General features: G+C 56.0%; 11 protein-coding genes, 2 pseudogenes and 1 riboswitch. Of the genes and pseudogenes, 9 read left to right on the forward strand and 4 right to left on the reverse strand.

Annotation, left to right across the window (positions count from 1 at the left end; translation table 11 throughout):
* Nucleotides 1–110 precede the first annotated feature (110 nt).
* From ABLN87_RS21335 to ABLN87_RS21370, 8 genes and pseudogenes are all read left to right on the forward strand, one after another.
* Nucleotides 111–938 (forward strand): annotated as a pseudogene (locus ABLN87_RS21335) (Tn3 family transposase); the annotation flags it as partial.
* 136 nt (nucleotides 939–1,074) lie between these two features.
* Entirely contained in the window at nucleotides 1,075–1,620 is a 546-nt protein-coding gene (locus tag ABLN87_RS21340) for a recombinase family protein (protein WP_353014068.1), read from the forward strand.
* A gap of 112 nt (nucleotides 1,621–1,732) precedes the next feature.
* Nucleotides 1,733–2,713, forward strand: a complete 981-nt coding sequence (gene bioB / locus ABLN87_RS21345; protein ID WP_353014070.1) for a biotin synthase BioB — start codon at nucleotides 1,733–1,735, stop codon at nucleotides 2,711–2,713.
* The gene (locus ABLN87_RS21350) at nucleotides 2,710–3,843 is read left to right on the forward strand and encodes an 8-amino-7-oxononanoate synthase (RefSeq protein WP_353014072.1); all 1,134 of its coding nucleotides are present in this window, start codon (nucleotides 2,710–2,712) and stop codon (nucleotides 3,841–3,843) included. The genes bioB and ABLN87_RS21350 overlap by 4 nt, the downstream gene beginning before the upstream one ends.
* A complete protein-coding gene (bioD, locus tag ABLN87_RS21355; protein ID WP_353014074.1) occupies nucleotides 3,840–4,460 on the forward strand; it encodes a dethiobiotin synthase in 621 nt (206 codons plus the stop codon). The genes ABLN87_RS21350 and bioD overlap by 4 nt, the downstream gene beginning before the upstream one ends.
* On the forward strand, nucleotides 4,457–5,743 hold the full coding sequence (gene bioA / locus ABLN87_RS21360; protein ID WP_353014075.1) for an adenosylmethionine--8-amino-7-oxononanoate transaminase: 1,287 nt from the start codon (nucleotides 4,457–4,459) through the stop codon (nucleotides 5,741–5,743). The genes bioD and bioA overlap by 4 nt, the downstream gene beginning before the upstream one ends.
* Entirely contained in the window at nucleotides 5,740–6,360 is a 621-nt protein-coding gene (locus tag ABLN87_RS21365) for a pimeloyl-ACP methyl esterase BioG family protein (RefSeq protein WP_353014077.1), read from the forward strand. Before bioA ends, ABLN87_RS21365 begins: the two co-directional genes overlap by 4 nt.
* Entirely contained in the window at nucleotides 6,357–7,115 is a 759-nt protein-coding gene (locus ABLN87_RS21370) for a methyltransferase (RefSeq protein ID WP_353014078.1), read from the forward strand. Before ABLN87_RS21365 ends, ABLN87_RS21370 begins: the two co-directional genes overlap by 4 nt.
* Nucleotides 7,116–7,120: 5 nt before the next feature.
* On the opposite strand, the gene ABLN87_RS21375 is transcribed toward ABLN87_RS21370, so the two are convergent.
* On the reverse strand, nucleotides 7,121–7,825 hold the full coding sequence (locus ABLN87_RS21375; protein WP_353014080.1) for a GntR family transcriptional regulator: 705 nt from the start codon (nucleotides 7,823–7,825) through the stop codon (nucleotides 7,121–7,123).
* A gap of 128 nt (nucleotides 7,826–7,953) precedes the next feature.
* Here ABLN87_RS21375 and ABLN87_RS21380 point away from each other — a divergent pair.
* Nucleotides 7,954–9,078: pseudogene (locus ABLN87_RS21380) on the forward strand (Tn3 family transposase); the annotation flags it as partial.
* 112 nt (nucleotides 9,079–9,190) lie between these two features.
* Here the strand turns inward: ABLN87_RS21380 and ABLN87_RS21385 are convergent.
* The 3 genes from ABLN87_RS21385 to ABLN87_RS21395 all read right to left on the reverse strand — a co-directional run bounded on the left by ABLN87_RS21385 (nucleotide 9,191) and on the right by ABLN87_RS21395 (nucleotide 12,401).
* The gene (locus ABLN87_RS21385; protein ID WP_353014081.1) at nucleotides 9,191–9,886 is read right to left on the reverse strand and encodes an NYN domain-containing protein; all 696 of its coding nucleotides are present in this window, start codon (nucleotides 9,884–9,886) and stop codon (nucleotides 9,191–9,193) included.
* Nucleotides 9,887–10,086: 200 nt separating this feature from the next.
* Nucleotides 10,087–11,886: a phosphomethylpyrimidine synthase ThiC gene (gene thiC, locus ABLN87_RS21390; protein ID WP_353014083.1), complete on the reverse strand. Its 1,800-nt coding sequence runs from the start codon at nucleotides 11,884–11,886 to the stop codon at nucleotides 10,087–10,089.
* Between the two features lie 103 nt (nucleotides 11,887–11,989).
* Nucleotides 11,990–12,110, reverse strand: a riboswitch (TPP riboswitch).
* A gap of 111 nt (nucleotides 12,111–12,221) precedes the next feature.
* Entirely contained in the window at nucleotides 12,222–12,401 is a 180-nt protein-coding gene (locus tag ABLN87_RS21395; protein ID WP_353014085.1) for a helix-turn-helix domain-containing protein, read from the reverse strand.
* Nucleotides 12,402–12,513 lie beyond the last annotated feature (112 nt).

A 12,513-nucleotide genomic window follows, 5' to 3' on the forward strand; every position in this document is an offset into this window, starting at 1 on the left:
AACCCGGCGCTTGCTTCACCGCAAATCCGCCGCATAATCAATCCAACCAGATGAGCCACATCCTCTCTTAGATCAGAGCGCCATCTGTCCCAAAATCCCTGACGACGGACATCTATTGGCATGTAGAACGGCAGGCGACCTGTATTTATTCCCAGCTAAAGCGCTGCTCATCATCCGAAGTGGCCGCTATGATTGAAGGGGTTCTTCGGCACTGCACGGATTTGGAGATCCAGCGACAATATGTCGATAGCCACGGCCAAAGTGCCATCGGCTTCGCCTTCTGTCACCTTCTTGGTTTCGAACTGGCCCCACGCCTGAAGGCGATAGCCGGCCAAAAGCTGTCCTTACCGAATTCCGCAATGCGAGGGCAACTGCCCAACCTGTTGCCGGTCCTGTTCGGCACTGTTGACTGGGCCGAGATCGAAAGACAGTACGACGAAATGGTTAAATACGCTTCCGCATTGCAGCATGGCACGGCCGATCCAGAAGCCATCCTGCGTCGCTTTGCACGCGCCGATGTGATGCATCCAACATACAAAGCTCTCGCTGAACTGGGCCGTGCGATCAAGACAATATTTCTGTGCCGTTATCTTCGATCTGAAGATTTCCGCCGCGAGAGTCATGAAGGGCTGAATGTGGTTGAGAACTGGAACAGCGCGAACGGTTTCGTGCTCTTTGGCAAAGGTGGCGAGATTTCCCGCAACCGGATTGCCGATCAGGAAGTCTCCGCACATGCCTTGCATTTGCTTCAGACATCCCCTGTCTATGTAAACACGCGCATGGTGCAATCCGTGTTGTCGGAGCCAGGATGGATAACCCGACTGTCTGAGCGGGATTACCACGGCCTCACACCACTGATTTTTTCCCACATCAATCCGTATGGCCGGTTCGATGTTGACCTGGAGAAGCGGATCGATTTCGGAGCAATGGCCGCCTGATCTGTCCGTCACAAAAGGGTGCACCCGCAGGAGACAGGCTGATGTGACGGGCCTAAATGTCACAAATGAGTGGTCATACAACTATTGTTACACTATCAGACTGCAAGCCACCCTAATGTGACGGATTGCCATGCCAATGATCGGATACGCCCGCGTCAGTTCATCAAGCCAGGAACTCGACATTCAGAAAGCCAAGCTGAAGGCAGCAGGCTGTGAGATCATCCGCTCGGAGACGGTTTCCGGTGCTTCGCGGGATGATCGATCCGAACTGGAGACGGTGATGGAGTTCTTACGGGAAGGTGACGAGTTGGTCGTTCACCGCCTGGACCGCCTTGGTCGGTCCACCCGAGATGTGCTGAATCTGATCCATGAGTTGGATGCCAAAGGCGCATCGTTGCGTGTTCTTGAATCGGAAGTCACCACGGCAGGTGACATGGGCCGCATGGTCATCACCGTGCTAGGCATGGTGGCCGATATGGAGCTCAAATTCATTCGCGACAGACAGCGCGCGGGGATCGCTGCCGCTAAAGACAAAGGTGTCTACAAGGGGCGGCGGAAGTCGGTTGATGCTGCCGCGATCCGACGATTGGCGAGCGAAGGCGTTGCTAAGGCCAAGATCGCTCGTGATTTAGGGGTTTCAAGAATGACCGTCTACCGAGCGCTCGCAGATGCCGAAACATAAGCGTACCTTGAATGAAAGCGCGGTGGTTTCACGCAGAGAACCGAGTTGCAGTTCTCATATTTATCGATATTTATTCTTCTCAGACAGAATCTTAGGAATAATTATCGATAAAATGAAATATGCTCACATCTTCTGGACCCCTGAGACCGCGCAAGCTTTGCATGACTTACCTTTGATGGATCTGTTGTTTCGTGCTCAAACGGTGCATCGTCAGAACTTTGATCCTAACAAAATCCAGACGTCCAAGCTGCTATCCATTAAAACAGGTGGCTGCGCCGAGGATTGCGCCTATTGCTCGCAATCCGCAAGAAAAGGCGCAATACTCTCGGCATCGAAACTGATTGAGGTTCAGCGCGTCATAAACGAGGCACGCAAAGCCCGAGACGGCGGCGCGACACGTTTCTGTATGGGTGCCGCTTGGCGAAAGCCGAAAGATCGCGACATGGAAACGCTGGTGGCAATGGTTCAAGGCGTCCGTGATCTTGGCATTGAAACGTGCATGACCCTTGGGATGCTGGATGACAATCAGATCGTCCGTCTGCGCGATGCAGGGCTGGACTATTACAATCACAACGTCGATACGTCTGAACGTTACTACCCAGAGGTTATCACGACGCGCACATTCGCCGACCGGCTGGACACTCTGGACCGCGTGCAGAAAGCGGGGATCAAGGTGTGTTCCGGTGGCATTCTTGGAATGGGCGAAGCTGTGCAGGACCGGGTCGACATGCTGGTGACGCTGGCCAATATGAATCCAGCGCCCGAATCCGTGCCGATCAACATGCTGATGCCTCAGGAAGGCACGCCTATGGCGGATGCAAAGCCGATCGATCCGATTGAATTTGTCCGGGTGATCGCAACGGCCCGCATCATGATGCCTGGCTCCTATGTACGCCTGTCGGCCGGCCGCAGCGACATGAGCGACGCCGTTCAGGCGATGTGTTTTCTGGCTGGGGCGAACTCGATCTTCGTTGGGGAAACCCTTCTGACCGCAGAGAACCCGGAAGAAGACGCTGATGCTGTGCTGTTTGGCAAACTTGGCCTTCAAGCAGAAGGCCCCGAGGAGCAATGCAGCAGGAACGTCGCTGAATGAAGGGGCTGGTGCGCCTTGCTTCCATGTTACAGGTGCTGGAAAACCGCCATCGGCGGCGCACCTTGTCGCAAGCATGTGGCCTCGACTTTGCGTCTAATGACTATCTGGGTCTGGCGGGATCAAAAATACTGCAACGGGCCGCACATGAGGCGCTGGAGGCGGGGGTGCCGATGGGGTCCGGCGGATCGCGCCTTTTGCGGGGGAACCACCCGGAACAAGAGGCGCTGGAACAAGAGGCGGCCGATTTCTTTGGCGCTGAAGGGGCATTGTTCATGGGTGGAGGGTTTCAGGCCAACCAGGCGCTCTTTTCAACCCTCCCCGCTGCCGAAGACCTGGTCATCTACGATACAATGATCCACGCCAGCGCGCATGAGGGGATGCGCCTTGGCCGGTCGCAAACGCGTGGATTTGCTCACAATGACGTGGGCAACGCCCGCAAGATCATCGCTGAATGGCGGTCTGCTGGCGGGGTCGGTCAAATCTGGATCGCGGTCGAAAGCGTCTATTCGATGGAAGGCGATCTTGCACCGCTGCAAGATCTGTCATTGCTGTCTATTGAAAGCGATGCAATTCTTGTGGTGGACGAAGCTCATGCAACCGGCATCTACGGGCCGCAGGGGCGTGGACTGGCTCATGATCTGCAGGCTGAGGTACTGTCGCTGCACACATGCGGCAAGGCGCTTGGCGTGTCCGGTGGTTTGATCTGCGGATCGAAGATGGTGATTGATGCATTGGTCAATCGCGCCCGTCCGTTCATTTTCGCAACCGCACCTACCCCGCTTACCGCCGCACTGGTGCGGGCTTCACTGCAAGCATTGAAGACAGACAACGATTTGGTCGCCTCGGCCAAAGCCCGTATCCGTCATGGCCATTCAGTGGCACAAAGCATCGGGTTGCCGCAATCGATACTGAACAGTCAAATCATACCCGTGCTGCTCGGCGACGAGGCTCGGACCATGACTATGGCGACTGCTTTGCAGAAACAGGGCTTTGACGTGCGTGGGATCCGCCCCCCGACTGTGCCGCGCGGCACGCCGCGACTCCGTATCTCAGTCACGGGGAATGTCAGTCACGCAGATATCAGCGCTCTGTTTGACGCGATATCTCAATTGCAAAGGAATGCCGCATGAGCAGTTTGATCGTGGCGGGAACGGGTACCGGTATCGGCAAGACAGTGTTTTCCGCCGGGCTGACGCGCGCGCTGTCGGCCCGTTACTGGAAACCAGTGCAATCGGGCCTCGAGGACATCACGGATACTGAAACGGTCACATCGCTTTCCGGCGCCGAGACGCTACCCGAACTGTATCGGCTCAACAAGCCCGCTTCGCCGCATTTGTCGGCAGAGGATATGGGTGTCGAAATCCATCTGAAACACCTGAAGCTGCCCGACATCGATGGACCGCTGGTTGTTGAAGGGGCTGGCGGGATTATGGTGCCGCTGAACCGAAAACACCTGTTTCTTGATCTTTTTGCGCAATGGCGGGCCCCGATCGTTCTTGTGGCCCGCACGTCGCTGGGTACGATCAATCATACACTTTTGTCGCTTCAGGCACTACGACATGTTGGCTGCGCTGTTGTCGGCGTGGCCTTTGTCGGTGAAGCGGAACCGGACGTGGAACAGACAATCACCGAAATGGGCGGCGTCCAGCATCTGGGTCGGTTGCCCTATCTCGACAACCTGTCGCGTGAGACCTTGTTCGAAGCATTCTCGGCAATCGATGTTGCCACGATCCGGGGGTTTTTGTGACACCTCTGGATTTTGACGCCCGACATCTTTGGCACCCATATACCAATATCTCGGATCCGGGGCCGATGCACCTGATCACTCAGGCCAAAGGGGTTTGGCTGACACGCGATGATGGCGTCAGGATGATCGATGCCATGTCATCCTGGTGGTGTGCGGTCCACGGGCATTGTCATCCGGCCATCACCAGCGCGATGCAGGCCCAACTGGCACAGATGCCGCATGTGATGTTTGGCGGGCTGACGCACGAACCCGCAATCGAGCTAGGTCACAGGTTGGTCAGTATGCTACCAGACGGGCTGGATCGCATATTCTACTGCGACAGTGGATCGGTTTCGGTCGAAGTCGCGCTGAAGATGGCTGTGCAATATCAACAGGCCAAGGGGCGCTCGGAACGGACCGAATTTGCCACCATCCGCGGCGGCTATCATGGCGATACGTGGAAGGCCATGAGCGTCTGCGATCCGGTCAACGGGATGCACGGGCTGTTTCGTGGGGCCTTGTCGATCCAGCATTTTGTGCCGCGCCCCACAATCGCCTTTGATAAGGACTGGACGGATGACCCAGTTGCGAACGGGCTGGGCGCACTTGAGGCATTGTTGGAGACAAAAAATGACCGCATCGCAGCCCTGATCCTAGAACCCGTGGTTCAGGGCGCGGGCGGCATGTATTTCTATCACCCCGGCTGGCTGCGCGGAGCGCGCGCGCTGTGTGATGCACATGGCGTTTTGCTCATCCTTGACGAGATTGCGACCGGCTTTGGACGAACGGGTGCATTGTTCGGAATGGATCACGCAGATGTCGTGCCAGATATCATCTGCCTCGGCAAAGCGCTCACAGGTGGTCATATCACAATGGCTGCAACTGTCGCCTCGGAGCCCGTTGCATCCGGAATTGGCGAAAGCGAACCGGGCGTAGTGATGCATGGGCCGACCTACATGGCCAATCCACTGGCTTGTGCTGCGGCGATCGCCAGCCTGGATCAGTTCAAACAGCGTGATTGGCGCTATGAGGTTCGCGAGATCGCCAGCCAGATGGAACGGGAACTGGCACCGGCGCGGAAACTTCCCGGCGTCGTGGACGTCCGGATTCTGGGCGCGATTGGCGTGATCGAAATGGAGGGTCGCGTTGACACTGCGGTTGCACATCAGCGCGCACCTGAAACCGGCGTATGGCTGCGCCCCTTCGCACACAATATTTACTGTATGCCGCCTTACATCACCACATCCGATGAACTCAGCCGCGTAACGGCGGCGATGGTGTCACTGGCTGGAGACATGCGATGAAACGACAGTGGCTATTTCGGGCAGACTCTGCATCGCTCACCGTTGTTTTTGGCGGTTGGGCGGTCGGAGCGGCGGCTTTTGCCGGGCTATCAAGTGATGGCGCGGTCCTGCTTGTCGAAGACTATACCCGGTTGGACGATCCCCTTCCCGAGCTGGCTCAATATGACGAGGTCACGCTGGTTTCCTTTTCCTTCGGCGTGGCCTCTGCCGCGCATTGGATGGCGCAGACTGGCTTCATCCCCACGCGGCAGATCGCGATTAGCGGAACCTTGTGGCCCGCCGATAAAGACAAAGGGATTGCACCGGATCTGATCCGGGCCACGGCAGAGAACCTGTCCGATGACAGCTTTGTCAAGTTCTGCCGTCGTGCCGGTCTCAAAACGCCTGCACCCGCAATCGATATCAAAGCCGCCCGAGCCGAGTTGGGTGCGATTGTCGAACGCGGACCAGCTCCGGACGCTCAGTTTGACCGAATCTGGATACCAAAGCGAGACCGGATCATTCCCACGCAGGCGCAGGTGCTTGCGTGGGACTCGCAACCGCATGCCATTCGCTATGTCCCCACCCCTCATTTCCCGTTCGAGGTAGGCCAAAGCTGGGCAGACTGGATCAAATGACACCACAGACTATTGAACATGTGCAACGCAGTTTCAGCCGCAGTTTTTCAAGCTATCATGACGAAGCTGGTCAGCAGGCTCTAATCGCCAATCGTTTGGTACAAGACCTGTGCGATAACGGCGCGCCGCGGTACTTCTCATCCGCTCTCGAACTGGGATGCGGCACCGGTCTCCTGACGCAACGCTTGCGCGCTAAATTTGACTTTGGTGTGCTTACTCTGAATGACCTTTCGCCCGAAGCCCGTCATACGGCGCAAATGGCCAAAGCCGCATTTCTGAGCGGCGATGCGCAGAGGATTGAGTGGCCGCACAAACCAGATCTGATCGCATCGTCATCGATGATCCAGTGGCTTTCAAACCCCGCAGCTTTGATGTGCAAAGCGGCCGATGCGTTGGCACCGGGCGGGTGGCTGGCAATGTCGACTTTTGGCCCAAACCAATACAACGAGTTGGTACAAATCGGGTCTTCGGCCCGGGCACCCGGGCTGTGCACGTCAACCGATCTAGTCACCGCCTTATCAGGGAAACTGGAGGTTGTGACAACAGGCGAAACAGTGCAGCAAATTCACTTTGATTCACCGCGTGATGTTTTGAAACACTTGCGAAACACTGGTGTGAACGGACGAGCCCAAAAAACCTGGACCAAATCGCGCCTGACACAGTTCACCGATGACTATATACGGCTTTTCCCCGACCCGCAGGGCCTGCCGCTGACCTATCATGCCGTCTGGATCATCGCCAGAAAATGCACTTAATCTGACTACAGACGCATCACATGGCGATGCATCACCGAACGCGCGCGTTCAGCGTCACCATCTTTGATCGCAGTCAGAATAGCCGCATGATCCGGGTCATCGCGCCGGCGCCATTTGGCAGTGTAACGCACGTTGAAATGCCAGGAATACAAGCGTTGCAGATTGCCAATCTCAGCAATCAGGCGCGGCATTCGACAAGCGGATATGATTGCCATGTGAAAACGCCGATTGGCCATTTCCCATTCTTCCGAGGTCTCTGCGGCATCACAGCTTTTGTGAGTGTTTTCTATCTCAGCGATCTGTTCTGGCGTCAGATTGCGGACCGAATGATACAAAGCCACCGGCTCTAGCGCGCAACGCATGGTGCGCAGTTCTTCGACCGCTTCATGATCCATAGCGGCCACGCACATACCCCGCCGTGGCTGACTGGTCGCAAGCCCTTGCGACACGAGGCTAAACAAGGCTTCCCGAACGGTAGCCTGGCTTACGCCGAATTCATGAGCAATCAGATCCTGCCGCAATTTTTCACCCGGTTGAAACTTACCCCGGACAATTCTCGCCGACAGTTTTTGAGCCAAATCATCCGATTTTTTGATCTGCTGATGCGACATCCGGCCTCCGTCGATCTTACGGTCGATAGATCGTTCATCCAGACGTTTACAATCACGTGCCGTATTGAACAACACACCAATCCCCCAACCACGGCCCATTCAGGGAGAGCACTTCAGTCGAAAGCGAGCGCCGATCTCCACTGAGTTCTTTCCTTGCTTGTTCGCATAGCGTTGCGAGGTTCCCCTATCGTTCTTCACAACGCCCAAATATACACGCTCGGGCCAGTTGGGCCTGCAAAGATCGCGTCGGGTTGTTGAACGTGCTGTTGGCAGAGGGGTTGAACCTTGGCCTGAGTAAAATGGCCGAAGCCACCGACACGCGCGACTATCTCCAACTCTCGCGCCTGTCACGTTGGCATATAGAAAGTGATGCCATCAATCGGGCGTTGGCTACAGTCATTGAAACCCAATCTCAATTGCCCATGGCCAAGTTCTGGGGTGGCGGTGTCACAGCGTCCAGTGATGGTCAATTCTTTCCTGCGGTTCGACAGGGCGAGGCGATGAACCTGATAAACGCGAAATATGATTCTGAACCAGGTTTGAAAGCCTACACCCACGTATCTGATCAGTTTGGCCCTTTTGCGACGCAGAACATCCCAGCCACGGTGAATGAAGCGCCTTACATTCTGGACGGGTTGCTCATGAATGAAACGGGCAGAAAAATCGAACGGCAATATGCTGACACTGGTGGATTTACCGATCTTGTGTTCGCCGCCACCTCGCTGCTCGGATATCGATTTATTCCACGCATCAGGGACCTGCCCTCAAAGCGGCTGCATGTCTTTGATCGCCGCGCTGTCCCAACCGAGCTAAAGGGATTGGTAGGTGATCGCATTCGGGAACACACTATCGTCGCCAACTGGCCTGATATTCTGCGCTGCGTCGCAACAATGCTCTCAGGCAAGATGCAGCCCAGTCAGCTCCTGAGGAAACTGGCAGCGCGACCACGGCAACATGACCTAGCCATTGCGCTGCGCGAAATCGGGCGTATCGAGCGGACGTTGTTCATCATCGAATGGCTGCTCGACACCGATATGCAACGCCGAGCCAATATTGGTCTCAATAAAGGTGAGGCGCATCTTGCGCTGAAAAGCGCCCTGCGGATCGGTCGCCAGGGGGAAATCCGCGACCGCACCGCGGAGGGCCAACACTTCAGGATTGCAGGGCTGAACTTGCTCACCGCCATCATAATTTATTGGAATACAAAACAGCTTGGCATAGCGGTTGCGCAGCGACAAAAAGCCGGGTTGGACACACCTGCCTATCTTCTCGCGCATATCTCACCCCTCGGATGGGCGCATATCATTCTGACCGGCGAATACCGGGGGCGGAAAATGAAGTCCGAAAGGTAACTATGATGTTCTATGCCTTGCGAACTGACTTTGACTCGCCCGTAAGACGTACTCGAACAATGGTTGGGTTTTCCCCGACACGCTCGACTTCAGCGACACCAGAGGCGTCCACCTAATCAGTCAGCCGTCGAAATCCGAAATTACGAGCATCGAAGTCGGGAGCTTGTTTGGCGAGGTGTGCGCCAACCCTTGCAAGATTTGCCTTCCCGTCGTCTTCAGTGGTTGCATCAATAGCTTTGACAAGCATGTCGAGTGTGGCTGCATCGAGCACGACTTTCTTCTGACCAGCCTTTGCAGCAGGTGTTTCGAGCGCGGAGGGACCGCCTTTGTCAAGGTTTCCTCCGTCCCCGTGTTGTTCTATTTCCGGCGTGTTCAGGATGTCGAAATAGACGAACTTGTCGCAAGCGGTGATGAATGGTCGCGGTGTTTTGCGTTCGCCGAAACCGTAGACCGTTACACCCTGTTCTCGAGTTCGGGCGGCTAGGCGAGCGAAGTCGCTATCGCTCGAGACGATGCAAAATCCTGAAAATCGACCGGTGTAAAGGAGGTCCATCGCATCGATGATCATAGCTCCGTCAGTCGCATTCTTGCCAGTGGTGTAGGCAAACTGCTGAACTGGCTGAATAGAGTGTTCGAGCAAACATTCCTTCCAACCATTGAGGTTCGGTTTGGTCCAATCACCATAGATTCGCTTCACACTCGCAGAGCCGTAATTTGCTATTTCGGCCAGCAATCCCTCAACAATCTTAGGCGAAGCGTTATCACCATCAATCAATAGCGCAAGCGATTGGCTCTGCTCATTCGTCATCGTAGTCCTAAGTGCCTAAAATGCCATCTGGCAGACACTTTCAAGCAATGTCTATGCCCATTATCGGGTTGACGAAAATCAGATCACTGATTGGGAGGCCCTGCACAAGCTGCTGAAATCACAAACTCGCTTAACGCCCTATTCTGCACTCAGCCGGAGTCGACCCCAGGCTGAGGCGAGGCCGGCTCCGACAACGATGATCATTCAACCGGTTCATTCACGGGCACATACAGATCGCCACCTTCGCGGAATTTCGCGGCCATCGCTTCCAATCCCGCCTTCTGGGCTTCGCTGCGAATGTCGTGGCTGATCCGCATGGAGCAGAATTTCGGCCCGCACATGGAGCAAAAATGCGCCACCTTATGGGCTTGTTTGGGTAGGGTCTGGTCGTGGAAATGCCGGGCGGTGTCAGGATCAAGTGACAGGTTGAACTGGTCTTCCCAGCGGAATTCAAACCGCGCGCGAGACAATGCATCATCGCGCCGTTGCGCGCCGGGCAAGCCCTTGGCCAGATCCGCAGCATGCGCGGCGATCTTGTAAGTGATGACACCGGTTTTCACGTCGTCTCGATCCGGCAGTCCAAGATGCTCCTTGGGAGTGACGTAACACAGCATGGCGCAACCGAACCAACCGATCATCGCAGCACCAATACCGCTGGTAATGTGGTCATACCCCGGAGCGATATCGGTGGTAAGCGGCCCGAGTGTGTAGAACGGTGCTTCGTGGCAGCATTCCAACTGCTTGGCCATGTTCTCTTTGATCTTGTGCATGGCCACATGGCCGGGCCCTTCGATCATGACCTGGCAATCTTTGGCCCATGCAATCTTGGTCAATTCGCCCAGTGTTTCCAGCTCGGCAAACTGCGCCTCGTCATTGGCATCCGCGATCGAACCGGGGCGCAGACCGTCACCCAGACTGAAGGCCACGTCATACTGGCGGCAGATATCACAAATCTCGTCGAAATGCTCGTAAAGGAACGACTCCTTGTGGTGATGCAGGCACCATTTGGCCATGATCGAGCCACCGCGCGAAACGATCCCGGTCACCCGGTTCACGGTCATCGGCACCATGTGCAAACGAACACCCGCATGGATGGTGAAGTAATCCACACCCTGTTCGGCCTGTTCGATCAGCGTGTCGCGGAAAACCTCCCAAGTCAGATCCTCGGCAATGCCGTTCACCTTTTCCAGCGCCTGATACATCGGGACAGTGCCAATCGGCACCGGGGAATTGCGGATGATCCATTCTCGGGTGTTATGGATGTTGCGCCCGGTAGAGAGATCCATGACCGTATCGGCACCCCAGCGGATGGCCCAGACCATCTTGTCCACCTCTTCCTCCATACTGGAGGTCACGGCGGATGTGCCCATATTGGCGTTGATCTTTACCAGAAAATTACGCCCGATGATCATCGGTTCGCTTTCAGGGTGGTTGATGTTGTTGGGGATGATCGCACGCCCAGCGGCAATTTCCGATCGGACAAATTCCGGCGTCACATTATCGGGGACATTGGCCCCAAAGTCGTTCCCGTCCCGATCGCAAGGCGACGTTTCGCGCAGCTGGTTTTCGCGGATCGCCACGAATTCCATTTCCGGCGTGATGATCCCGGCGCGCGCATAGGCCAATTGGGTCGGTGCGGCCTTTTCTTTGCCACGCAGCGGGCGCGGCCTGACCGGGAACGCAGGTGTCAGCTTGTCGCCTTTAACAAACCCGTTATCGGCGTCGGTTATCTCCCGCCCGTCATATTCCTCGACATCACCACGCGCCTTGATCCAACCGGCCCGCAGCGCCGGCAATCCCTGCTTGATATCGGTCAAAGCATTCGGATCGGTATAAGGGCCCGAGCTGTCATAGACAGGTAGCGGCACCTCACACGCAGTGGGGTGGGTTGAAATTTCGCGCATGGGTACGCGAATTTCCGGATGCATCACTCCCTCGACATAAATTTTGCGCGACGCGGGCAATTCACCAGTGGTGATTTTGGGGTTGGGGACATTCATATTTGGTGCTCCTCAAGCTCAGGTCTCAAAAATACACCAGTAGAGTTTGGAGAGGAGGCGAAGGCACGATATGCCCTCTGTTCGGGTTGCGCGGGCCAGATCTGGCGATGCTACCTAAGCTTCCTACGCCAGTGTCAACTGGGTCAGGTTCAAAGGGTCGCGTCACCTGGTTCTCACCAAATCAGCTTCTCAGTCCCATGGGCGGGACTCCCCTGCCTAGGTCTACGCTAGAACGGATCAGCTGGTTTGTAAAGTTTCAACCAGCGGTCGTTGGCGCAAGTGCAGCGAAAAGGTGCTTCGTCCGCACCTTGCCAGTTCGTGCGCCGCAGCGAAAGTCAGGCCTGGTGCCGGTTGAGTGTCCCGTAGATGGTTGGGCGAGACACGGTAAACACCTCTGCCAGATCGCTGATGGAATATTCGCCGGTTCCGTGCATGCGGCAGAGTTCCTTTTGTTGTTTGTCTGATAGCTTAGGTTGCTTGCCCCGCAGTTTGCCTTTGGCGCGAGAGATGGCCATGCTGTCCGTCGTCAGGGATTTTGGGACAGATGGCGCTCTGATCTAAGAGAGGATGTGGCTCATCTGGTTGGATTGATTATGCGGCGGATTTGCGGTGAAGCAAGCGCCGGGT

The organism is Ruegeria sp. SCP10, assembly GCF_040329495.1.
Classification (GTDB): domain Bacteria; phylum Pseudomonadota; class Alphaproteobacteria; order Rhodobacterales; family Rhodobacteraceae; genus Ruegeria.

Coding starts and splice junctions, on each gene's coding strand:
- ABLN87_RS21340 (WP_353014068.1), top strand. CDS start 1,075: ATGATCGGATACGCCCGCGTCAGTTCATCAAGCCAGGAACTCGACATT.
- bioB (WP_353014070.1), top strand. CDS start 1,733: ATGAAATATGCTCACATCTTCTGGACCCCTGAGACCGCGCAAGCTTTG.
- ABLN87_RS21350 (WP_353014072.1), top strand. CDS start 2,710: ATGAAGGGGCTGGTGCGCCTTGCTTCCATGTTACAGGTGCTGGAAAAC.
- bioD (WP_353014074.1), top strand. CDS start 3,840: ATGAGCAGTTTGATCGTGGCGGGAACGGGTACCGGTATCGGCAAGACA.
- ABLN87_RS21365 (WP_353014077.1), top strand. CDS start 5,740: ATGAAACGACAGTGGCTATTTCGGGCAGACTCTGCATCGCTCACCGTT.
- ABLN87_RS21370 (WP_353014078.1), top strand. CDS start 6,357: ATGACACCACAGACTATTGAACATGTGCAACGCAGTTTCAGCCGCAGT.
- ABLN87_RS21375 (WP_353014080.1), bottom strand. CDS start 7,825: ATGGGCCGTGGTTGGGGGATTGGTGTGTTGTTCAATACGGCACGTGAT.
- ABLN87_RS21385 (WP_353014081.1), bottom strand. CDS start 9,886: ATGACGAATGAGCAGAGCCAATCGCTTGCGCTATTGATTGATGGTGAT.
- thiC (WP_353014083.1), bottom strand. CDS start 11,886: ATGAATGTCCCCAACCCCAAAATCACCACTGGTGAATTGCCCGCGTCG.
- ABLN87_RS21395 (WP_353014085.1), bottom strand. CDS start 12,401: ATGGCCATCTCTCGCGCCAAAGGCAAACTGCGGGGCAAGCAACCTAAG.